The sequence below is a fragment of the Phenylobacterium sp. LjRoot225 genome (assembly GCF_964252855.1).
Taxonomy (GTDB): Bacteria; Pseudomonadota; Alphaproteobacteria; order Caulobacterales; family Caulobacteraceae; genus Phenylobacterium.
Map to the genome: position 1 here is coordinate 734,320 of NZ_CAXUPL020000002.1, position 19,520 is coordinate 753,839.

Here is a 19,520-nt window from a genome sequence, read left to right on the forward strand (position 1 = left end):
GTAAACGCGACGTAAACACCACATGTAGCGTTCACGACCTTTGACCTGTGGATGTTTCAACAACCAGAGCGGGTCTCGACCTCAACCGTTCAGAAGGGTGCGCTACGGCGTCGCAGATGCATCTGGAGCTTACTATTTGTCTGCTAATCGCTTGCCTGGCGCTGGCGGTCTTCGCCGGGTGGCGGGGCGCCCGGCCGCCCGATCCCATACGCGGCCCAAGACTAGTCCCCTGGAGCTTCCTGATGACCCTGGCCGCCTGCGCCGCCGTCGTCCTGGTGGTTCACCTGGTGAACCTGCTCGGCCTGCGGACGGGGCGGTGAGGCAAGATGCTCCCCCTGTGGGGGAGCTGTCCCGAAGGGACTGAGGGGGCTTCCGCTCAGAAGGCTGCCCCAGGGCTTCATCCACATCTGAGTGGAGCCCCCTCCGGCGCTCCGCGCCACCTCCCCTGAGGGGGAGGATCTTGTTCAAGCCGCCTCGCGGACCGGCTTGGGCTCCTCGCGCTTCGGCCGCTTGGCGAGCGCGGCCATGCCGCCGGACGACAGCAGGCCCACGTCGGCCAGCAGCAGCGGGATGGCCCATTTGTGCGGCGCGGCGACGTAGCGCGGCTGCCAGACCGGGTCGTATTTGTCCTTGTACCGACGAACGCCCTGGAAGTTGTAGATCTCCTCGCCGCGCTCGAAGAGCAGCTTGCCGACCCGCGACATGATCGGGGCCAGCGGGCGGTCGTCGAGGCCGGCGAGCGGCGCCATGCCGAACTCGAAGGCCTCGTAGCCCTGCACCCGGCCCCAGGCGATCAGCTCGACGAAGAGGTAGTCCATGATGTTCTTCGGCGCGTCGTCGGCGTAGCGCATCAGGTCCATCGAGAACGAGCCGCGCGCCGCCGTCGTCCAGATGTTGGCGAAGGCCACCGGCCGGCCCTGGTCGCGCACCACCGCCACCGGGAACCGCGCCACATAGCTTGGCAGGAAGGCGCCCATCGAGAAGGCCTTCTCGCCGCCGGCGTGATGCGCCAGCCATTCGTCCGAGATCGCCTGCAGCTCGGGCATGACGCGCATCAGCGCCTCATCCTGCAGGATCTCGAAGCTGGCGCCCTCTTCGGCCGCCTTGCGCCAGGCCCGGCGCAGGTTGCCGCGTCTGCGGCCCTCGATGGAGAAGGTGTCCAGCGGTACCGCGGCCGACTCGCCCACCTTCTGGATCGAGAAGCCGAGCTCGACGACGTCCGGCAGGTCTTCGCTGGTCAGGCCGTAGACGCCCGGCCGGGCGGCGTGGCTGTCCGCCAGTTCGCGGAACCGCCAGAGCAGCTCCAGCCGCTCCTCGCGACGTCCCACCGGCCCGCCGAGCGCGATCCAGCTGCGCCCGCGGACGCCGAACATCAGCAGGCTGTCGCCGGAGTTCGAGAACAGGAAGCGCTTGTCGCCCAGCAGCGCGAGGTTGGAGCCCGGCTCGGCGACCTCGGCCTTGCCCAGGATGCCGAGGACGCGGGCGAACTTCGGGTCGGCCTCGCCCACCACCGGCGGGGTCGCCGCCGAGACGAACAGCCGCCACATGCCGACGGCGAACAGCACCAGGGCCGCGCCGGCCCAGGCGCGAATCGCGCGGGCCGCATCGGCGTCGGCCATCACCCGCCACCAGGGCTGGTCGGCGTAGTCGGCGTGCTGGAAGGACCACAGGCCGAGCAGGCCGGCGCCGACGACGGCGCAGAAGGCCGACAACAGCCAGCCCGGCGTGATCTCCATCCGCGTCAGGCGCGCGCTGCGGGGGAAGGCGCCGCGGACCGGCGCCAGCAGCAGCGCCAGCGCCACCAGGGCGGCGGACTCTTCCCAGTTGAAGCCCTTCAGCAGCGCCAGCGGAGCGGCGATCAGCAGCGCCGCCATGGTCGCGCCCCAGGCCGCGCCGAGCCGCGCCCGCAGGCCGAAGGCCAGCAGCACCAGCACCAGCCCCACGACGCTCGACGCGAAGTGGCTGATCTCGATCAGGAAGACGGGCGTGATCGCCAACAGCCGCATGAAGCGGTAGGGCGCCGACGGAGTCGCCCCCGACGCCACGAGCATCACCCCGGCCGCCAGCGTCAGCACCGCCGCCGTCCAAGGCGCTGCGGCGTAGAGCGCAGGCTTCAGGTCTCTCCAGAACGACATGCGGAGGGGGGCCTCTCCCGTGGCAGGAACCTTCGCTTATAGCTGATTTCCGCGGCGTCACGTCTGCGGCGTCGCGGAGGGAGAACTGCGCCGGCGAATCCGCTATTCAACGGCCGATGAGCGGAACCAGCGACCTCGAGATCTACCAGCGCTTCGCGACGATCGCCGACGAGTTCGACAAGCTGGCCTCCCAGGGGGTCAGCCTAATCGGCGGCACGGCGCTGCAGACGGCCTGCCGTACGCTGCGCGGCATGGCTGCGGCGATCTACGAACACAGCCTCTCCCAACCCGAGCACGACAGCTTGCCGCAATAGGGCCGGCGGTTTCCCGTTGCCAAGCTCGCGCCGGCGGGGCCTGGGGACGGCGGGATCACACCCTTTGGGACGACGACCTGCGGATGCGCCATCTCACTCCCTCCGAATTCGCCAGCATCGGGAGCGCGCTGCTATGGCCCTTGGCGGCGGGCGTGGCGGTCGCGGTCCGCAACAAGATGCGCGCCGGCCAGGCCCGCCGGCTCGCCGCGCTCGAAGAGCGCCAGACCTCCGCCGAGCCGTCGGCCGAAGGCAGGTCCGGAACCACGACGCCCGCCGGTTCCTGAGGCCGGGCGGACGCTACTTCGGCGAGAACGTCCGCAGGATCAGCGACAGTTCCGGCTCCTGCACGAGGTCGGCCGCCGCCTGCGTCGTGGTCCACAGCTTCTCGCGCTGCTGCACCTCGGGCCACGCCTGACGCTCGGTGTCGACCTTCAGCGGATAGACCCCGACGCGGACCCTCTGCATGCGGCCGCTGCGCAGCCGCTTGTCGTAATGGAAGATCCCGATCTTCTTCATCGTCACCTCGCCCTCGACGCCGGCCTCCTCGAAGGCCTCGCGCGCGGCGGTCTGCGGCGAGGTCAGCCCCTTGATCGGCCAACCCTTGGGAATCACCCAGCGGCGCGTCTCGCGCGAGGTGATCAGCAGCACCTCGATCAAGCCGGCCTCATTGCGCCGCCAGGGAAGCGCCGCCGACTGGGCGCGCGGCTCCCGGTCTGGCTCGGCCGGGACCTGGCCCTTCTTCGCCATCAGCCCGCCAGCCGATCGGCGAAACGGGCCAGGCCGTAGAAGATCGCGCCCATGGCGGCCGAGATCGGCATGGTGATCACCCAGGCCCAGACGATGCCGGTGGCGAGGTTCCAGCGCACGGCCGACACCCGGCGCGCTGCGCCCACGCCGACGATCGCGCCGGTGATGGTGTGCGTCGTCGACACCGGAACGCCGATGTGGGTGGCCAGGAACAGGGTGATCGCTCCTCCCGTCTCGGCGCAGAAGCCCTGCTGCGGCGAGAGACGTGTGATCTTTGAACCCATGGTGTGCACGATACGCCAGCCGCCCGCCAGCGTTCCCAGCGCCATGGCCGCCTGGCAGCTCAACACGACCCAGAGTGGCACGTGGAACTCACCACCCAATTGGCCATGGGCGTACAACAGCACCGCGATAATCCCCATCGTCTTCTGCGCGTCGTTGCCGCCGTGGCCCAGCGAGTAGAGCGAGGCCGAGACGAATTGCAGCTTGCGGAAGGTCGAGTCCGCCATCGCCGGGACCGCCCGGCGGAACCCCCATGAGACGAGCAGCACCAGCACCAGCGCGAAGCCGAAGCCCAGCGCCGGCGAGACCACGATGCCGGCCACGGTCTTCAAGACTCCCGACCAGACGATCGGGTCCAGGCCTGCCTTGGCCATCCCCGCGCCCAGCAGTCCGCCGATCAGCGCGTGCGAGGACGACGAGGGAATGCCGGCCAGCCAGGTCACCACGTTCCAGGTGATCGCCCCGCCGAGCGCGCCGAAGATCACCGCGTCGGAGACGATCTCGGTGTGGATGATCCCCTTGCCGACGGTCTGGGCGACGTGCAGGCCGAAGAACAGGAAGGCGATGAAGTTGAAGAAGGCCGCCCACATGACGGCGTAGCGCGCCGGCAGCACCCGCGTGGAGACGATGGTGGCGATTGAATTGGCCGCGTCGTGCAGGCCGTTCAGGAAGTCGAAGGCCAGCGCCACGACGACCAGGAAGACGAGCAGGGCGCCCGGACCGGCGAAATCCACGTCAGGTCAGCCCCTAGAGGTGCTCGATCAGCACACCGCTGATCCGGTTGGCCACGTCCTCGAACCGGTCGACCACCTTCTCCAGGTGATCATAGATCTCCGAGCCGACGATGAAGGCCATGGCGTCGGTCCGCGCCGGCCCGTGGAACAGCGCGGCCATGCCCTTGTCGTAGAGCTGGTCAGAATCCTCTTCCAGCCGGGTCACCTCCTCGGTGATGGCGTTCAGCCGGGTGGCGTTGGTCCGCAGCGCTCGCAGCAGCGGGATGGCCTCTGCGGTGAGGTCGGCGGTCTTCACGATCACCTCGCCCAGCGTCACCATGTGCGGCGCGAATCGCCGCTGCTCGAACAGGGTGATCGCCTTGGCGGTCTTGTGCATCTGGTCGATGGCGTCGTCCATCGAGGTGATCAGGTCACGGATATCAGCGCGGTCGAACGGGGTGATGAAGGTCCGACGCACCGCCAGCAGCACCTCGCGCGTGACCTCGTCGGCCTCCCCCTCGTGGCGGGCGATGTCGGCGCAATAGCCGGGTACGCCCTCGCCGCCGTCCTGCAGCAGGTCGCGCAGCGACCGCGCCCCGGCGCAGAGGGTCCGGGCATGAGCCTCGAACAGATCGAAGAAGGCCTCCTCGCGCGGCATCAGCGCCTGGAACCACCTCAGCATACGGACGACCTCGCCTCCCAACCGTTCCGCAGAGCCCTAAGGCCGCCGGCGGGTCGTGTAAACGGCCCACGCCCACGCAGCGCTTTCAACCTCGCCGACGGCCAGCTAAGCAGCCCCATGAGTGAAAGCGACGCCAGGAGCGCGCCGGCCGGCTGGGTGATCGGCGTGATGCTGGCGACCGCCGACCAGCCGATGCAGCGCCACTACTTCGGCGTCGGCCATGGCGACCGGGCCAAGGCCGAGTGGACCGCCATCGACCAGGCGGTGCGGGACGGCGAGGTGGCCAGCGGGCCGGTCGACGGAACCGAGCCCGTCCAGGCGCTGCACCCGTTGACCCGCGCACGGATGGCGACGCTCGGCCTCTCGGCCGGCCAGGTTCGTCCGCTCGGATGGCGCTATCCGCGCCGCTGGCTGAGCTGAGCGGCTTCATAGGACCTGCCCCCGACCGTGAGGAACTGCGCCGCAGCGACGGTGTTCAGAAGGCGACCTCATGCAAAGGGAGCCTTCCATGAGCACGGACACCCACGACGCCGCCGCCGTTCAACACCGGCTGTGGGACGAGATCGAAAAGCGCCAGATCGGCATGCTGGCCCCAGTCGGCGCCGAGCCGCAGCACTTCCAGCCAATGACCGCCTTCCTGGAGCGGTCCGACAACCGGATGTGGTTCTTCACCTACAAGGACACCGACCTCGCCGAAGCCGTCGCGAACGGCGCGCCGGCGATGTTCGTCTTCCAGGACGGGCGCGAGTTCTACGCCTGCGTCGGCGGCCAGCTCCGCGTCGAATATGACCGTGAACGGATGAACCGCTATTGGAACGCCCTCGTCGCGGCCTGGTACCCCGAGGGCAAGGACGATCCCCGCCTCACCATGCTTTGCCTCGAGGCCCGGGACGCCGAGGTCTGGATCGCCGAAGGCGGGCCGCTGCGCTACGTCTGGGAGATCGTCAAGGCCAACGCCACCCACGCGACGCCAGAGGTCGGCGGCCACACGCACCTGAATTTCCACTGATCCTGGAGAGCTTATTGCGGTTTCCAAGCGGCGTCGGATCGTTGTTCGACGCCGTCTTCGTGTTCAGCCGCCGCAAATCCAGCCCGGCCTTCGGCGAACCCACGTAAACCTTAGCCAACTATAGAAAGTCGGATTCTCGAATTTTCTTTTGGGCTGACGGAGACAGCTGCTTCTTCTGCTCCTGTTCTTACTCTTTCAAAAATTTTGCCCAAGTTCGCCAAATAATGTCGAGTTCTCGACAGTCTTATCGGCCCTGCATCGATAACTTGAAACCGAAGCCGTACGGCGACGTTTCGATTCTCCGATGCAAAGGCCCTTAATCGCGTTGCAAAACCGCCTGCTCGTATCTCTGCCCGCCGACGACACCGCGCTTCTGGCCCCGCACCTGACGGCGGTGGAGCTCGAGCGCGGGCGGCTCCTGTACGACCCGGGCGACCGGATCGACACGGTCTATTTCCCGCATGACGGCGTGATCTCGCTGATGACCCTGATGGAGAACGGCGCGGCCATCGAAAGCGCCACCATCGGCCGGGAGGGCGCGCTGGGCCTTCACGCCGCGGTCACGCCGCGCCAGTCGATGTCGCGCGCCATCGTCCAGACCCCGCTCCGCGCCAGCCGCATCAGCGCCGCCCAGCTGCACGACGCCTGGGCGAGGAGCGCCCGCCTGCGCGAGCTGGTGGAGCGGCACAGCGAGGCCCTGTTCGGCCACGCCATGCAGTCCGTGGGCTGCAACGCCCTGCACTCGGTCGAGGCGCGCTTCTGCCGCTGGCTGCTCACCTGCCACGACCGGATTTCCAGCGACACCATCGCCCTCACCCAGGAGTTCCTCGCCGACATGCTGGGCGTGCAGCGCACGACGGTGACCGCCGTCGCCCGCAGCCTGCAGGGCAAGAACGTCATCCGCTATCGGCGCGGCGTGGTGGACATCATCGACCGCAGCGCGCTCGAGACCCTGGCCTGCGAATGCTACGGCGTCATCCACCGCAACTACGAGCGCCTGCTGCCCGCGCGGGGCTAATCCTGCTCCGCCGCGATCCGCCGCAAGGCCTCCATCAGGATCGGCTGCTGGCCGCGGTGGATCTTGGTCAGGGCGGCTTCGGCGGGAACGTAGGCCGCCTGATCGACCTCGGGAAAGGCCTGGGTCCGCCCGGACCTCGGCGGCCATTCGATCTCGAAGAGGTTGCTGCGCAGCTCCGAAAGATCGAGATCGGCCCGGACGAGCCAGGCGTGGACCAGCTTTCCCCCCGGCAGCTTGCACGGCGACAGCGGGACAAACGGTCCATCGACGGAAAGCCCCAGCTCCTCGGCGAACTCCCGGCGCGCCGCCGCCAGCAGATCTTCGCCCGTCTCGACCAGCCCCTTGGGGATCGACCACCCCGCCTGGTCCTTGCCGCGCCAGTAGGGACCGCCCGGATGGGCCAGCAGGAGCTCGGGCCCGGCGACGCCTGGCCGCCAGACCACCAGCCCGGCGCTGACCTCCCGGCTCAAACGCCCGCCAGCCGACAGGACGGCGCGGCGAGCTGGGCCGTGTGGACGGCCGCGGGGTCGGCGGATTCCATGGCGCCTCCGGATCGATGTCCCGCCGATCTAACCCGCCGCCGCCGAGCGGCGATAGTCGGAGATGGTCCCGAAGGCGTCTAGCTGGCCATCGCCGTGGCCATCTCCGTCCGGGCTTCGGGCGCGTCGGAAAGCACCAGCTCGGCCACCGCTGACCACAGCGCCTCCGCCTCGAAGGGCTTGCCGACGACGGCGTCCATTCCGGCGGCGCGATACTCCGCCACCTGATGAGCCATGACGTTGGCCGACAGCGCGATGATCGGCGTGCGCGGCCGTCCCTCGCGGGCCTCCAGGCTGCGGATCTCGCGCGTCGCCGAGACTCCGTCGGTCACCGGCATCTGGATGTCCATCAGCACCAGGTCGAAGCCGCCGGCCCGGTAGGCCTCTATCGCCTCGCTCCCGTCGCCGACCAGGGTCAGCTGGGCGCCGAGCGGCTCCAGCAAGGCGCGCAGGATCACCTGGTTGGTCGTGTTGTCCTCGGCCGCCAGAATGCGGATGTCGAGCGGTCCGGCCGCCGTCGGGCGGGCCTCGTCGAGGTCCTGCGACGGGGCCGCGGCGGGCGTCACCGGCAGGCGCAGGCTGAAGACGCTGCCGACGCCCGGCGCGCTTTCCGCCTCCAGCACCCCGCCCATCAGTTCGGCCAGCTCGCGCGAGAGGGCCAGCCCCAGGCCGGTGCCGCCAAAGCGGCGGTCCTTGGCGCTCTCCAGCTGGGCGAATTTCTCGAACACCTCGGCCAGCCGCTCCTGCGGAATGCCGATGCCGGTGTCGGCCACCCGGAACTCCGCCTCGCCGGCGCCGTTGAGCTCCGCCCGCACCGAGATCCGGCCGTGGGCGGTGAACTTGACCGCATTGGAGACCAGGTTCGCCAGCACCTGCTGCAGCCGCAGCGGATCGCCTGTCCAGACCGCGCCCTCCAGCGCCGCAAGCTTCAGGTCGAGCGTCAGCCCCTTGTCGGCCGCCAGGTTCTCGAACGGCGCGCAGGCGGCCTGGGCGATCGCCGCAGGCTGGAAGGCCACCGCCTGCAGGGTCAGCTTGCCGGCCTCGATCTTCGCGAGGTCCAGAAGGTCGTTGAGCAGCTCCAGGAGCTGATGGCCGGACTGGCGGATCAGGCCGATGCGGGCGTGCTGGTCGTCCGACAACGTCTCGTCGCGGGCCAGCACCTGGGTCATGCCGAGGATTCCGTGCAGCGGGGTGCGGATCTCGTGGCTGACGTTGGCCAGGAACTCGGACTTCGCCCGGTTGGCGGCTTCGGCCGCGGCGACGGCGCGGGCCAGCGCCAGGGTCTGTTCCTTCATGTCGGTGATGTCGACGCGCAGACCGAGCATGCCGCCGTCGGCCGTGCGCCGGTCCTCGATCAGCAGCCAGCGGCCGTCGGCCAGGTGCTGCTCGTGCCGTGCGCCGCTCTCCAGCAGCTGGCGCTCGCGCTCGGCCAGCCATTGCTCCTCGCGGCCGACGGCGTCCGGATAGTCGCCCCGCTCGACGCCGATCCGCAGCACGTCCACCAGCCGCTGGCCAGGTTCGAAGAGGTCGGCGGAGCGATGATAGATGTCGGCGTAGGCCTGGTTCCACATGACGTAGCGGCCCTCGGGGTCGAGCAGCACCACGCCTTCCGGAAATGCTTCCAGCACGGCGCCGAGCCGCGCCTCCGCCAGGGCCGCGCGCGCCTCGGCCGCCGCCAGGTCCTGCGCCCGCCCAAAACGCGACCTGCGCCGAAGGGCCGAAAGCCCCGCGCTCCACCACCCCGCCATGAACTGCAAGCCGCCCCGCTCGTACATACCAGCCCCTAACGGGGCCCTCCGAGGGTAAAGCCTTCCTTGCCAAATGAGACAGCTGGCCCACGGTCGCGCAATTCGTGGGCAATTGCCGAAAGGGCCAGCGCCAACGCCTGCAGATTAGGCGCCCGCGGACCTGGCGAAGGGGCTGGACCCTGAGCGCGCAAGGCCCGGAGCGCGCGCCGAGAATCACTGCGCTGCGCTCAGGTCACGGGCCGATGGCTAGGCGGATCGCCGGCGCCCAGGGCGCGTCACGAAACGCGCGTCAGTTCGTAGTCGCCGTAGTCGTCCACCTGGGCCTTCCAGCCCGGGTAGACCACGATGGTGGTGAAGGTCTCCTCGATGATCGCCGGGCCCGTCACCTCGTGGCCGGGCTTCAGCTCGGCGCCGCGGATGATGTCGGTGTCCTGGTAGCCCGCGCCCAGGTTCGCGCGGCGGGTCTTCGCGACGGGCGCCGCGACCGACGGCGCGGTGAACCCCTTGCCGGCGGGCGGCGCGGGCGTGTCGACGAAGGTCGCCAGGCGCACGCCGACGATTTCCGGGATCTCGTCTTCGCGGATGTGGCCGAAGTCGGCCATGTGCCGCTCGTTGAAGAGGGCGATGGCCCGCTGGCCCATGGCTTCGTCGACGAAGGACAGGTCCTGGGACCCGGTCTTGCTGGCGATGTCGAAGGTGATCGCCCAATTCTGCCCCGGGTAGCGCATGTTCATCTGGTAGTTGGCGGTCACCTGATCGCGGGTGAAGCCGGCGTCGCCGAAATATCTGTCGGCGCGCGCGTCGAGCTCGCTCCACAGCGCCTTCAGCTTCTCGATGTCGGCGGCGTTGGCCGGCGAGATGGCCGAGCGCTCCTCGTCGATGCTCGGCTTGGCCACCAAGGCGCCGAGGGCCGAGAAGGTCGGCGAAGCCTTCGGCACCAGCACCTTTTCGATGCCGAGCTCGTCGGCCTGGATGGCGGCGAAGGCCGGGCCGTTGCCGCCATAGGCGAGCATGACCATGTCCTTCGGATCGACGCCCTTGCCCGCGGTGGTCCGGCGGACCGCCTGGCTCATGTTGGCGTTGACCACCCGCCAGCAGTCGAAGGCGGCGTCTTCGGCGCTGTAGCCCAGCTGGTCGCCGATCGCCTGGAAGGCCTCGACCACCCCGGCCTTGCTGAGCTGGAAGCTGCCGCCGGCGAACTCCGACTCCGCCGACAGGATGCCCAGCATCAGCAGGGCGTCGGTGATCGTCGGCTGGGTCCCGCCGCGGCCGTAGCAGATCGGCCCGGGCGTCGAGCCGGCGGACTGCGGCCCGACCTGCACCTCGCCGCTGACCACGTGGCAGATCGATCCGCCTCCGGCGCCCAGGGTCTCCACCTGCACCATGGGCACGCCGACCAGGTTGCGGTGGTGCATGTTCCAGCCGGCGACCGCCGGGGCCGCGCCGTCCAGCACCATGGACATGTCGTAGGAGGTGCCGCCCATGTCGACGCACAGCAGGTTCGAATAGCCCTTGGCGACGCCGACGTGAGCCGAGCCGATCACCCCGCCGGCCGGGCCGGAGGCGAGCACCCGGATCGGCGAGCCGTCGATGTAGGCCTTGGTCATCACCCCGCCCGAGGCCTGCATGACCATCAGCTGGTTGCGGTAGCCGCCCTCCTGCAGGCGGGTGACCAGCCGCTCCAGGTAGGAGGTCACCCGCGGCCCGACATAGGCGTTCACCACCGCGGTGCTGGTGCGGTCGTACTCAGGGCCGCGCGGCAGCACCTGGTGCGAGATCGACAGGTGCACGCCGGGCATCTCCTCGGCGACGATCTCGGCGACCCGCAGCTCATGGGCGGGATTGACGAAGGAGAAGAGCAGCGAGATCGCCACGGACTCGACGTTCTGCTTCTTCAGCCGGCGGCAGGCCTCGCGGACCGCAGCCTCGTCCAGCGGCTTGTAGACCGAGCCGTCGGCCAGGATCCGTTCCGGGACCGTCAGCCGGCGCCGACGCGGCGCGATCTGCTTCGGCGGCTCCAGCCGGGTGTCCCAGATGCTCTCCTTGAAGCCGCGGCGATATTCGAGCTCGTCACGGAACCCCTCGGTCGTGATCAGGCCGGTGATCGCCCCGTTCATCTCGATCAGGGTGTTGTCGGCGACGGTGGTGCCGTGGACGATGGCGTCGCACTGCCCGAGGAAGTCGCGGAGCGTCAGAGCTTCCTTGTCGGCGAGCTTCTCAAGACCCGTCATCACCCCCAACGACCGGTCCCCGGGGGTGCTGAGGTTCTTGTGCAGAATGACCTCCGCCCCCTTGAGCAGGGCGAAGTCCGTGAAGGTGCCGCCGATATCAATGCCGACCCGATAGCTCATAGATCCGCCCCTCAACTTACGCGGCCGACGCTGCGCGCAGGTCGCGCCTCAGCGCTTCGGTGGCCTCGACGTCGACCTCCAGGTCGTAGTCCTCCAGCGTTCCCTTCAGCACGACGCCGTACTTGTCGCGCGCCCGCTGCAGGCTGACGATCTCGTCGAGCACGTCTTCCTTGACGGCCTCGGGATCGCGCAGGAACGCCGGCTCGAAACCGCCGCCGCCGCCGTACTGGTAGGCGATGACCGCGCCCTCCGGCAGCTGGGCGGTCTCGGACAGCTCGATCTGGTGCTCGTCGGGCGTGCCGACCAGGAATCGGTTGGAATAGGGGCTGGCGTCGTCGCCGCCGCACATTCCTCGCAACGGATGCCGGGAGGTCACCATCCAGGTCATCGCCGTGACGGGCTTGAGCACCTTCTTCACGGCGAGGCTGCCGGGCTGGCCGCGCCAGCGGCCCGCGCCCTCGGAGTCGGTGACCATCTCGCGGCTGAGATTGAGGGTCGGGAACCGACTCTCGAGATCCTCCGCCTGCGACAGCAGGAGGTTGCCCAGGGAGACCGGCGAGGCGCCCCAGCCGTCGATGCCCGGCACCGCCGAGGTGTCATGGGTGCGGGAATCCACGCCCTGGTCCATCCACATCCGGCCCTGCTCGTCGAAGCCGACCACGGCGTTGGGCATGCCCATCTTGTAGACCTGCGGCGAGGACCGCTCCGGCACCACCTGCGACAGGGCCACGCAAACCGCCTCGGTGATCTCGCAGGCCGGGTGGAAGGAGCCGAGCGCGGCCGGCTTGTTCGGCGGCGGCTGGGCGATCGTCCCTTCCGGAATGACCATCTCCACGGCGTTGAACAGCCCCTCGTTCTTGATGATCGACGGATCGATCGAGGCCGCGATCTGGGTCATGATGTAGCTGCGGCTGTTGCCGAAGGTGTTCCACACGCCGACGAGGTTCGGACGGTCGTCGGTGCCCGTCAGGTCCACCGTCAATTGGTCGCCCTTGATCGTGCAGGCCACATGGACCCGCACGTCCTTCACGCCCTGAGTGTCGTGGTCGATGAAGACGTCGGCCTCGTAGACCCCGTCCGCCCACCTGGCGACTTCCTGGCGGGCGCGCTTCTCGGTCTGGTCGATCTGGTAGTTGACCGCCGCCTTGACCGTCTCCGAGCCCCACTTGCGGATGATGTCCTCCAGCATGCGCACGCCGCGCTGGACGCCGGTGATCATCGCCGCCAGGTCGCCCGAGAAGGTGGCGAAGCGGTTGTTGCGTTCCAGCAGCTTGATCGAGTCCATCCGCTTCTCGCCGCGGTGGACGAGCTTGAGGCAGGGGATCGCCAGGCCCTCGGTGAAGATGTCGGTGGCCTCCAGGGTGAAGCCGCCGGGGTCCTTGCCGCCCGTGTCGCCCTGGTGGGCCTGCAGCACCTGGACCAGGATCAGCTCGCCGGCGTCGTCGAAGATCGGCGCATAGACCAGGTAGTCCGGCAGGTGGCCGCCGCCGTAGTCCGGGTCGTTGCCCACGAAGACGTCGCCGGGGCCCCAGTCGAACGCCTTGAACATCTGCAGCCCGTAGCGGACGGACAGTTGCGAGACGAAGGTCAGGTGGGGCGTGCCGATCGACACCGCCGCCAGGCGGCCATGGGCGTCGATGATGCTGGCGTTGCGCTCGTTCGACGAGTTGATGATCGGCGAGGACGCCGCGCGCCCCAGATGGGTCGCCGCCTCGTAGCAGACCGTCTCCATGGCGCCGCGGATGATGGCGGCGGTGACCGGGTCGACGTTCGCCGAGGTGGGGAGCAGCTCACGCTTGGTCGCGAGTCTTCTGTTCAACTCAAATGACATGGCGGAGGTCCTCTTTGACGTTCGTCATGGAACGACGGCGGCCGGCGGCGTTTGGCCCGCTGATCATACGACCAGGCCGCCGCCATCCCAGGCAGATGGCGCGGCGTCATCGACAGTTAGCGAAGCCGTCGGCGAACGTCCGCCGACGGCCTAGATGCGGCCAAGGTCAAGGAACCCGTCGGACGGCTCGCCCGCCAAAATTGGCAATTGTGGCAAAATCGCGCAGAAAGCGAAAATTCTCTGGATTTTTCGCTGCACTCACGGAAGAACGGTATCAGGTTTAACTATATTTTTTATCTTCTTCGTCAAAACAACGACGACGGTAACGAGGAGACGCCAATGCTGTTGACCGGGGACCGCCTGCCGCGCGCCGTTGGTCACGCGGTGAACGCCGCGATCAGCCTGATGATCTGGCACGGCATCGCCGTGGCGAGCGTCGGCCTCCTCCAGTGGGGAAACACGCTGGCGGGCTGAAGCTGACGGCCGTCCGCCTTCGAGCGGATGCTATCGCCCGACTGAACCTGCGCGATTGTGCTCGCGGCGCATCGACGGCCGGCGGATCCCACCGGCGCCGCCAAGCTTGAGAACGCCGTTCGATGGCTTAGGCTAGCCCGGCATGCGCCCGGCCCACCCCGCCTACATTGTGCTCGGCCACAAGCGGCCCGACCTGTTCGAGCGGCTGGTCGCGGCGCTGGGGGATGCGCCCGTCGGCGCCCACATCGACCGCAAGGCGGACATCGCCCCCTTCGAGGCGGCCGTCCGCAACAGGCCGAACGTCACCTTCCTGCCGCGCCATGTCTGCCATTGGGCCGGCCACGGCCATGTCGCCGGCAGCCTCGAGGGCCTGAAGTGGTTCCTGGCGACCGACGCCAGCCACGCGGTGCTGCTGACAGTCCAATGCTATCCCCTGACCCCCCAGGCCGCCGTCCGGCGCCGGCTGGCCGAGCTGGGCGACCGCTCGCAGTTTCGCGTGCGGTCCTTCCCGATCGAGGAATGGGGCCCGTCAGGCGGCTACGAACGCATCGATGGGCGCTGGTTCGTGTTTCGCGGGCGGATACGGCGTCTGGCGCTCACGCGCCGGCGGCTGCCGGACCAGCTCCACCCCCACGGCGGCGGCAGCTACTGGTGCCTGTCGCGCAAGCACGTCGAATACGTCCTCGACTATCTCGCCCGACACAGGCGGGTCGCGGCCTTCTTCAAGACCGTGCTGATCCCGGACGAGATGATCTTCCACACCATCCTCGGCAATTCGCCCCTGGCGGACGAGGTGGTGCGCGAGCGGTTCAACTACTCCTCCTTCGCCCCGCACACGCCGCACCCGATCACCCTGAAGATCGACGACCTCGCCGCCGCCCGCGCCAGCGGCGCCCTGTTCGCCCGCAAGTTCGAGGACCACGACGTCCTGGACCATCTCGACGACCTGATCCGCGCGGACGAGGCCGCCTTCGCCTAACAGGCAAGGCCTGCTTGGCGCCGAGGTTGCAGAAACCTGGTTCAACGTGAACTTCGCCGTATCAGGTAGGGACGACATGCCCGGGCTCGAAGAGACCATGCTCTGCTACTCGCTGAAGCCGAAGGATCTCGGCTGGGCCTGGTGCGTCGTCGACGCGGACGGCGAGACGGTGGCCTCGGGCTTCGCCGCGGACCGCGACGCCGCCGGTTCGGACGTCCGCGCCGCCTACAATGCAGCCGCCGCCCGCCAGCTCGCCGAACTGCCGCTCGCCGCCTGATTGTAGGCGCCAAGCAGCGCTCGCATCTTCGATTGGTGCCGCACCGATGCTAGGCTCCGCTCATGCGCATCCGCCCCTTTCGCTTCTTCACCCGCTGGACCCGTGACAACCCGCACGACTTCACGGTCGCCCTGATCATCATCATCGTCTCGGCGATCGGCGTCTTCCTGATGATGGAGTTCGTTCCCAACTCCGGCATGCTGCAGATCAAGCCCAGCTAGGCTGGGTCACGACCATGGAAGGTCGCCAATTCGCTGCTAGCGAATGAAGAATTCCACAGGGACCACCAGTTCGACGGTGTCGCCGGAGAGGTCGGCCGGCGGCGCGGGCAAGGGTTGAACCCGCTTCGCATCGCGCCGCTCGAATCCATCTGGCGGCGCCTGGAATTCGTTGCGCACCCGACGGCGCGGCCGCACGCAGCAATATGATCCGGGGCCTGACATCTTGCGGTTGCCCGGCCGGCCCCACGTCTTGAAAATCAACCCCTGAGCGCCTTCCGACCGGAATGCGCCCAAGAGCTGAAAAACCCGCTCGCGCCCAAATCTGGCGCGGACGCGTCAGGCCGGCCCGAGCTGACCTGCCGACATCTTGCCGCTGCGCTTGTCGCGTTCGAGCTCATAGCTGAGCTTCTGGCCTTCGGTGATCGAGCCGAGGCTCGAGCGCTCGACAGCCGAGATGTGGACGAAAACGTCCGCGCCGCCATCATCAGGTTGGATGAAGCCGAACCCCTTGGTCGGGTTGAACCACTTCACGGTGCCGGTAGCCATTGAACGTTCTCTTTTTTTCTACGAGCGCAGTCTTGCCTCAGCTGCACACTAAACACGCGGTCGGCTCAGCGCCAGAACCTGACTTCGCTCCCTCACCTGCTTGCGGACGTTCAGACCGGTCGACGGCGGCGGGCCACCGCCTCGGCGAGGCGGCGGACCTCCCGCCAAACCTCCAGCTCGGCCGCAGCATCCGCCAGGGCGCGGTGACGGGGAAGCGCCAGGGCGATCTGCCGGCGTGCCTGCTCGCCCAGCCGGACGGCGACGGCCTCGATCTGGTCGTCGGGAACGCGGTCGCGCAGGATCTCGGCGACCGCCTGGCGGTGCGCCTCGTCCGTATCCTTCAGCCGAAGGGCGTGCCGGGGGAGGCCGGACGCTCGGAGCAGGACGCTCATCCATTTGCCATCCCACGAGGGAGCACTGGCGAAGAGGTCGTGTCCCGCAAGCGCGTCCAGCGTGCGGCGCGCCACCTGATCGTGCGGCTCACCCTCGGCGCGCAGCCGCTCACGCGTCAGCCCGTGCACCGCCTGAGCGGTGGGATCCCAGTCGATCCATTGGGGCGCCGGACGGATCAGGTGCGCCTCGCACGATCCGTCCTCGCCGACCCAGCCAATTTCGATCGGATAGCTGTCGTCGCCGAGCGACGAGGCCTCGAAGTCGATGAAGACTCGCATCGCCGGGATGACGCGCGGCCGGAGCTTGCGTTCCCACAGCCACCAGGCGGGCTGCCCACCCGATCGGCCACCCGCCCTGACCGGCATCCGCCCGGAGGCTTAGTCGCCGCCGCCACGCGCCTCGTCCGCCGCCGCGAAGTCCGCCAGCTGGTCAGCGTGGGCCTTCTTGAACGCTGGCCGCCCGATAACCCGCGCCAGGTACGCCCGGCACGCCGGATAGGCCGCAAGCCCCTCGAACCGGTCCACCGGCCGCAGCACGTCAGCCATCAGAAGGTCGGCCACGGAGAAGCTGCCGCCCGCCAGCCACTCGCGGCTAGCCAGCACCGCTTCTATCCGCTCGAGCCGCGCCTTCAGGAAGCCGTCCACGAACTCGGCCTCGGGCGCATTGCCGGGAAAGCCCATGAACCGGAACATCGACCACGGCAGGCTCGCCATCTCGACCGAGTTGAGCGCTGCGAACACCCACTCCACGGCCTCCGCCCGCCCGCGCGGATCGGTGGGCATGAGCGCCGCGCTCTTCTCGCCGAGGTACAACAGGATCGCCCCGCTCTCGAAGACGGTGATGTCGCCGTCTGTGAGCCACGGCACCTGTCCGAACGGCTGCTGAGCGAAATGCACGGCCTTGCGCCCCTCGAACGGGGTCGTCGCCACGCGATAAGCAAGCCCCGCCTCCTCCAGCGCCCAGCGTACGCGGAGGTCGCGCACAAAGCCCCTCGGCGGCTCAGGAACCCAGTCGAAAGTCGTCAGCACCAGATCGCCCATCTGCATTTCCTCTCAGGCACTTCGCGCGTCCGTGGACCTAAGGACGCGGCAGCCTGTCCGCGGCCGACATCGGATTCTGAACCGCGCTCCAGCGGCCGCCCTTATGGGAGTACAAAGAGGGCAGGCCGTCGCACTAGCCCGGAATGTCTTGGTTGGGTCCAGGCTGTGTGAAAACGCGCCGAGCTTAGCTAGAATCGACTGGCTTTCGGAGGGCCGGTCATGGGGCGTTTCGTTGAGGGAGAGGATCGGCGGCAGTCGTTCCTGTTGCCAGCTTCGCTGGACGATTACGTGGCCGAGGACAATCCGGTCCGGGTGGTCGAGGCCTTCATCGATGAGTTGGACCTGGCGGCGCTTGGATTTGACGGCGTGCGGCCGGCGGCGACGGGCCGTCCTGCCTATCACCCCTCGACCCTGCTGAAGATCTACCTCTACGGCTACCTCAACCGCGTCCAGTCGAGCCGGCGGCTCGAGCGCGAAGCCCAGCGCAACATCGAGCTGATGTGGCTGACGGGACGGCTGGCGCCGGACTTCAAGACCATCGCCGATTTCCGCCGGGATAACGGCGTGGCGATCCGGGCGGCCTGCGGGCAGTTCATCGAGCTTTGCCGCCGGCTGGAGCTGTTCACCAAGGCCGTGGTGGCGATCGACGGCAGCAAGTTCAAAGCGGTCAACAATCGCGACAAGAACTTCACGGCGACCAAGGTCGCCAAGCGCATGGAGCAGGTCGACGCCAGCATCGACCGCTACCTCGCCGCCCTGGACCGGGCCGACCGCGAAGACAGCGACGTCGCCGAAGCCAGGACCAGTCACATCCATGAGAAGATCGCGGGTCTGCGCCGCCAGATGCAGGACTTGAAGGCGATGCAGGAGCAGGTCCAGGCCGCTCCAGACAAACAGATATCCCTCACCGATCCGGACGCCCGCTCCATGGCGACCAGCGGCCGGGGGACGGGCGTTGTCGGCTACAACGTGCAGACCGCCGTCGATGCCGAGCACCACCTGATCGTGGCGCACGAGGTGACTAACCTGGGTCACGACAGGACCCAGCTGGAGCCCCTGGCTCTGAAGGCCCAGGCTGCGACCGGCTGCGAGCAACTCACCGCCCTGGCGGATCGCGGCTACTTCAATGGCGAGCAGGTGCTGGCCTGCGAGGGAACCGGCATCCTGCCCTGCATCCCCAAGACCGTGTGGCCCAGCGAGCGCGGCGTCTTCACACGAAACGACTTCGTCTACGACCCTGAGAACGATCACTACACCTGCCCGGCGGGGCAGCAGCTGACCAAGGGCGCGACGCGATCGGACCGCAAGGACGACATCGACCACTACCGCCACCTGACGGCCTGCTTCACCTGCGCGCTCAAGCCGAAATGCACGCCGGACAAGCTGAAGAGGCTCAAGCGCTGGAAGCATGAGGGCGTCATGGACCAGATGCAGGCCCGGCTGGACCGCATGCCCCACGCCATGGGCATCCGCCGGCAGACCGTCGAGCACCCCTTCGGCACCCTCAAATCCTGGATGGGAAGCACTCACTTCCTGACCAAGACCCTCGAAAAGGTCCGAACGGAGATGAGCCTCCACGTCCTGGCCTACAACCTGAAGAGAATGATCCAGATCCTCGGCGTCAAACCGCTGATGCAGGTGATCCAAGCCTGATCGCCAAGCCGCAGAAATTGACGTCTGCCGGAACGCAGACCGAGTTTTCACACAGCCTCGGTCGGGAGCCGACAATGCGGCCGGCGCGGATTCTCAGAGCATGACCAAGTACCTCATCTCCTTCCCAAGCGAGGCCATGGTGCTCACCGCGGAAGAGTTCCCAATCGTCGCTGCCGAGGCACATGCGGTGATCGAAGAGGCGAAAGCTGCCGGTGTCTACGTGTTTGGCGGGGGGATCGCGGAGCAGGTCGACCCCGTGTTGGTCTCCCATGACGGGTCGGTGTCGACGGAGATCTATCCAGGCAGCCGGATCAAGGGCGGGTTCACCGTCCTGGAGTTGCCGACCCGCGAAGATGCCGTCGCATGGGCGCGGAAGATTGCGGTCGCCTGCCGTTGCGCGCAAGAACTCCGCGAGTTCATGTACGACCCCGCGAGCTAAGGACCCTGTCGGCAGGCGGGGCGGGCAAGTCCGCAATCACCCTTCTCGGAACTTCGGAAGGTCCTCTTCGGAGGTGGACGACGGCCTGGCCACGGTGGACGAGGCCGCTGGCGACGGTGGCCGATCAAG

The 19,520-nt window shown here is 68.2% G+C and carries 24 protein-coding genes; 12 read left to right on the forward strand and 12 right to left on the reverse strand.

Annotation, left to right across the window (positions count from 1 at the left end; translation table 11 throughout):
• Positions 1-116 precede the first annotated feature (116 nt).
• Positions 117-320: a hypothetical protein gene (locus ACSQ2B_RS13705; RefSeq protein WP_436050601.1), complete on the forward strand. Its 204-nt coding sequence runs from the start codon at positions 117-119 to the stop codon at positions 318-320.
• 144 nt (positions 321-464) lie between these two features.
• Here the strand turns inward: ACSQ2B_RS13705 and ACSQ2B_RS13710 are convergent, their stop codons facing one another.
• Positions 465-2,135, reverse strand: a complete 1,671-nt coding sequence (locus tag ACSQ2B_RS13710) for a GNAT family N-acetyltransferase (protein ID WP_436050603.1) — start codon at positions 2,133-2,135, stop codon at positions 465-467.
• A 116-nt stretch (positions 2,136-2,251) separates the two neighbouring features.
• Here ACSQ2B_RS13710 and ACSQ2B_RS13715 point away from each other — a divergent pair, with 116 nt between their 5' ends.
• Both ACSQ2B_RS13715 and ACSQ2B_RS13720 read left to right on the forward strand, forming a co-directional pair.
• Positions 2,252-2,449, forward strand: coding sequence for a hypothetical protein (locus tag ACSQ2B_RS13715; protein ID WP_436050605.1), 198 nt, complete (start codon positions 2,252-2,254; stop codon positions 2,447-2,449).
• Positions 2,450-2,532: 83 nt separating this feature from the next.
• Complete coding sequence (locus tag ACSQ2B_RS13720) at positions 2,533-2,733, forward strand: hypothetical protein (RefSeq protein WP_436050607.1); 201 nt, start codon at positions 2,533-2,535, stop codon at positions 2,731-2,733.
• Between the two features lie 13 nt (positions 2,734-2,746).
• Here the strand turns inward: ACSQ2B_RS13720 and ACSQ2B_RS13725 are convergent, their stop codons facing one another.
• Genes ACSQ2B_RS13725 through ACSQ2B_RS13735 form a run of 3 tightly spaced genes read right to left on the reverse strand, consistent with a single transcriptional unit; the run spans position 2,747 to position 4,873 of the window.
• Positions 2,747-3,196, reverse strand: a complete 450-nt coding sequence (locus ACSQ2B_RS13725; RefSeq protein WP_436050608.1) for an NUDIX hydrolase — start codon at positions 3,194-3,196, stop codon at positions 2,747-2,749.
• On the reverse strand, positions 3,196-4,212 hold the full coding sequence (locus ACSQ2B_RS13730) for an anion permease (protein WP_436050610.1): 1,017 nt from the start codon (positions 4,210-4,212) through the stop codon (positions 3,196-3,198). The genes ACSQ2B_RS13725 and ACSQ2B_RS13730 overlap by 1 nt, the downstream gene beginning before the upstream one ends.
• Before the next feature lie 13 nt (positions 4,213-4,225).
• A complete protein-coding gene (locus tag ACSQ2B_RS13735; protein WP_436050612.1) occupies positions 4,226-4,873 on the reverse strand; it encodes a DUF47 domain-containing protein in 648 nt (215 codons plus the stop codon).
• 117 nt (positions 4,874-4,990) lie between these two features.
• Between ACSQ2B_RS13735 and ACSQ2B_RS13740 the strand changes: the two genes are divergently transcribed.
• The 3 genes from ACSQ2B_RS13740 (at position 4,991) to ACSQ2B_RS13750 (ending at position 6,900) form a co-directional block, all read left to right on the forward strand.
• Entirely contained in the window at positions 4,991-5,293 is a 303-nt protein-coding gene (locus tag ACSQ2B_RS13740; protein ID WP_436050615.1) for a hypothetical protein, read from the forward strand.
• Between the two features lie 88 nt (positions 5,294-5,381).
• Positions 5,382-5,882 carry a pyridoxamine 5'-phosphate oxidase family protein gene (locus ACSQ2B_RS13745; protein WP_436050617.1) on the forward strand — a complete coding sequence of 167 codons (501 nt, stop codon included), beginning with the start codon at positions 5,382-5,384 and terminating at the stop codon, positions 5,880-5,882.
• 304 nt (positions 5,883-6,186) lie between these two features.
• On the forward strand, positions 6,187-6,900 hold the full coding sequence (locus ACSQ2B_RS13750) for a Crp/Fnr family transcriptional regulator (protein ID WP_436050619.1): 714 nt from the start codon (positions 6,187-6,189) through the stop codon (positions 6,898-6,900).
• Here ACSQ2B_RS13750 and ACSQ2B_RS13755 read toward each other — a convergent pair.
• The 4 genes from ACSQ2B_RS13755 to ACSQ2B_RS13770 form a co-directional block, all read right to left on the reverse strand.
• Entirely contained in the window at positions 6,897-7,370 is a 474-nt protein-coding gene (locus ACSQ2B_RS13755) for an NUDIX domain-containing protein (RefSeq protein ID WP_436050621.1), read from the reverse strand. The genes ACSQ2B_RS13750 and ACSQ2B_RS13755 overlap by 4 nt on opposite strands.
• Positions 7,371-7,519: 149 nt before the next feature.
• Positions 7,520-9,214, reverse strand: a complete 1,695-nt coding sequence (locus ACSQ2B_RS13760) for an ATP-binding protein (RefSeq protein ID WP_436050623.1) — start codon at positions 9,212-9,214, stop codon at positions 7,520-7,522.
• Between the two features lie 248 nt (positions 9,215-9,462).
• Positions 9,463-11,538, reverse strand: a complete 2,076-nt coding sequence (locus ACSQ2B_RS13765; protein ID WP_436050625.1) for a hydantoinase/oxoprolinase family protein — start codon at positions 11,536-11,538, stop codon at positions 9,463-9,465.
• A gap of 16 nt (positions 11,539-11,554) precedes the next feature.
• Positions 11,555-13,369, reverse strand: coding sequence for a hydantoinase B/oxoprolinase family protein (locus tag ACSQ2B_RS13770; protein ID WP_436050627.1), 1,815 nt, complete (start codon positions 13,367-13,369; stop codon positions 11,555-11,557).
• Between the two features lie 339 nt (positions 13,370-13,708).
• Here ACSQ2B_RS13770 and ACSQ2B_RS13775 point away from each other — a divergent pair, with 339 nt between their 5' ends.
• From ACSQ2B_RS13775 to ACSQ2B_RS13790, 4 genes are all read left to right on the forward strand, one after another.
• On the forward strand, positions 13,709-13,843 hold the full coding sequence (locus ACSQ2B_RS13775; protein WP_436050629.1) for a hypothetical protein: 135 nt from the start codon (positions 13,709-13,711) through the stop codon (positions 13,841-13,843).
• Between the two features lie 142 nt (positions 13,844-13,985).
• Positions 13,986-14,822 carry a beta-1,6-N-acetylglucosaminyltransferase gene (locus ACSQ2B_RS13780; protein ID WP_436050631.1) on the forward strand — a complete coding sequence of 279 codons (837 nt, stop codon included), beginning with the start codon at positions 13,986-13,988 and terminating at the stop codon, positions 14,820-14,822.
• Between the two features lie 76 nt (positions 14,823-14,898).
• Complete coding sequence (locus ACSQ2B_RS13785; RefSeq protein WP_436050633.1) at positions 14,899-15,099, forward strand: hypothetical protein; 201 nt, start codon at positions 14,899-14,901, stop codon at positions 15,097-15,099.
• Positions 15,100-15,161: 62 nt separating this feature from the next.
• Positions 15,162-15,320: a hypothetical protein gene (locus ACSQ2B_RS13790; protein WP_436050635.1), complete on the forward strand. Its 159-nt coding sequence runs from the start codon at positions 15,162-15,164 to the stop codon at positions 15,318-15,320.
• Between the two features lie 36 nt (positions 15,321-15,356).
• On the opposite strand, the gene ACSQ2B_RS13795 is transcribed toward ACSQ2B_RS13790, so the two are convergent.
• The 4 genes from ACSQ2B_RS13795 to ACSQ2B_RS13810 all read right to left on the reverse strand — a co-directional run bounded on the left by ACSQ2B_RS13795 (position 15,357) and on the right by ACSQ2B_RS13810 (position 17,299).
• Positions 15,357-15,515, reverse strand: coding sequence for a hypothetical protein (locus ACSQ2B_RS13795; RefSeq protein ID WP_436050637.1), 159 nt, complete (start codon positions 15,513-15,515; stop codon positions 15,357-15,359).
• Positions 15,516-15,656: 141 nt separating this feature from the next.
• A complete protein-coding gene (locus ACSQ2B_RS13800) occupies positions 15,657-15,866 on the reverse strand; it encodes a cold-shock protein (protein WP_436050639.1) in 210 nt (69 codons plus the stop codon).
• 110 nt (positions 15,867-15,976) lie between these two features.
• Positions 15,977-16,537, reverse strand: a complete 561-nt coding sequence (locus ACSQ2B_RS13805; protein WP_436050641.1) for a hypothetical protein — start codon at positions 16,535-16,537, stop codon at positions 15,977-15,979.
• A 99-nt stretch (positions 16,538-16,636) separates the two neighbouring features.
• A complete protein-coding gene (locus ACSQ2B_RS13810; RefSeq protein ID WP_436050643.1) occupies positions 16,637-17,299 on the reverse strand; it encodes a glutathione S-transferase family protein in 663 nt (220 codons plus the stop codon).
• 219 nt (positions 17,300-17,518) lie between these two features.
• Here ACSQ2B_RS13810 and ACSQ2B_RS13815 point away from each other — a divergent pair, with 219 nt between their 5' ends.
• On the forward strand, positions 17,519-18,952 hold the full coding sequence (locus ACSQ2B_RS13815) for an IS1182 family transposase (protein WP_436050645.1): 1,434 nt from the start codon (positions 17,519-17,521) through the stop codon (positions 18,950-18,952).
• 100 nt (positions 18,953-19,052) lie between these two features.
• The gene (locus tag ACSQ2B_RS13820; protein ID WP_436050647.1) at positions 19,053-19,391 is read left to right on the forward strand and encodes a YciI family protein; all 339 of its coding nucleotides are present in this window, start codon (positions 19,053-19,055) and stop codon (positions 19,389-19,391) included.
• Positions 19,392-19,520 lie beyond the last annotated feature (129 nt).